Source organism: Methylorubrum podarium (assembly GCF_022179745.1).
Taxonomy (GTDB): Bacteria; Pseudomonadota; Alphaproteobacteria; order Rhizobiales; family Beijerinckiaceae; genus Methylobacterium; species Methylobacterium podarium.
Map to the genome: position 1 here is coordinate 1 of NZ_BPRD01000711.1, position 1,589 is coordinate 1,589.

Consider the following 1,589-nt stretch of genomic DNA (forward strand, 5'->3'; position numbering starts at 1 on the left):
CGGCGGCGAGGCGGCCGCCCAGATCGAGGCGCAGCGGCACGCCCCCGAGGCCGAGAAGCTGCCCGTTCCATCACCGGAGCCCGGCGAGAGACTCCCGGAGCTCCCGCCCCCCAGCCCCGTCTACGGACCGCTGGAGGCCGAGTTGCGCCACCGCATCGAGACCGTCGTGCCCGGCGGTGTGGACGTTCAGATGGCATGGGCCGTCCGGATCGCGGTGGCGGCGCAGGTCGAGCGCGATCACGAGCAGACTTATAGGTTAATATTCGGGAGTCAGATAACGGCCTTGAAAGAGTTGAACGTCCGAGGGCCCATAACAGTCGCGCAGGCCAAAGAGATCTATGCCCTCACCGCCGTGCGCAACAATCCTGATATATTCAAGCCTGAGACCTTCGAGGCGTGGGGCGATTACTTGCTCACGCGTGGGCTTGTGGCCGTTGAACGCCAGCCCGTCGACGATGATACTCGGGCCGCGCTTACACCGTTGGGGAAAGATTTCTTGATGTTCCTGACCGGGCGCGGCCTGAGCGAGCACAAGTGGGGATGAGGTCGGACTAAGCGAGCGCTTAGTTCTGCCGTCCCGCCCCCGGAAACGAAACGATCGCTTAGTCGCCCGTCCCGAGGTCGGCGGTCCCCGAGGCGCATGCCTTCGTGTTGGCGGCGAGCTCGCCGTTCGGGAACAGAACCAGACGGCCGAGGCGCCCGACGTCGACCATCACCATCCCCATGGACAGCACCGCGACGCCTCGCGCCGTGCGCGCCGACCACCGCCCCGTCCGGGTGTCACGGATCTCGCACCGTACCCGCACGCGCCACTCGCCCGGCGCCGCTCGCTTAAAATCCAGCCCCGTCGTCACGTTGAGGGGGCCGCGGCGCTCGACCGTCCCAGCGGACCACAGGGCCTGATCCATGACGCCGGCGCTTGCCGGAGCGGCCGCCACGAGGGCGACCACGAGACTGATGGCGCGCATGCTCAGATCTCCACCACGAGGGCCGGATCCCAGCCCGGGTTCTCGATCTCCTGCGAGGGCGCCCGGTGGCGGGATCCCGCGCTCTCGGTGACGTAGCCGCGGGGGTTCGCGACGATCCGCGTGCCGCCGACGACGTAGTCACGGCACTCGTGGATGTGGCCGTGGATCCAGAGCGCCGGCGCGTGCGATCCCTCCAGGATGGCGCTCAGGTCGGAGGCGTAGGCCGCGTCGAGAGGCGTCCGCCAGCCGCCGCCGCGCAGGCTCCGCTCGTGCGGGGCGTGGTGCGTGACGACGACGGTCGGACCCGCGTACGGCTCCGCCAGCGCGGTCTCGATGCGGCGGCGCTGCTCGCGATGCAGGCTCCCGGAGACGCGCGGCAGGAACGCGCTGTAGTCCCGCGGCCCGCGCCGCCACTTGATCCGCCGGACGTCGCGCATCCCGCCTGCCCGAACCGCCCCCTCAGACGTTGCGCGGGCCCGCTCCTCGGGTCGCAGGTCCCAATCCGTCCAGAGGGTCGCGCCGACGAACCGGACCCCAGCGAGCACGACCGTCTCGCCCTCGACGAGCAGGTGGATCCCGGCGGCGGCCGCCAGTTCGCGCGCCTCGGCGACCTCGCGCTGG

General features: G+C 70.3%; 3 protein-coding genes. 1 reads left to right on the forward strand and 2 read right to left on the reverse strand.

Features of this window, described 5'->3' with window-relative positions; all coding sequences use genetic code 11:
- Positions 1 to 544 (forward strand): hypothetical protein (locus MFF42_RS26120; protein ID WP_238258861.1); only part of this gene is annotated, 544 nt, incomplete at its 5' end.
- Positions 545 to 602: 58 nt separating this feature from the next.
- On the opposite strand, the gene MFF42_RS26125 is transcribed toward MFF42_RS26120, so the two are convergent.
- A complete protein-coding gene (locus MFF42_RS26125; protein WP_017483159.1) occupies positions 603 to 968 on the reverse strand; it encodes a hypothetical protein in 366 nt (121 codons plus the stop codon).
- 2 nt (positions 969 to 970) lie between these two features.
- A partial coding sequence (locus MFF42_RS26130; RefSeq protein WP_238258862.1) for a metallophosphoesterase family protein occupies positions 971 to 1,589 on the reverse strand: 619 nt, incomplete at its 5' end.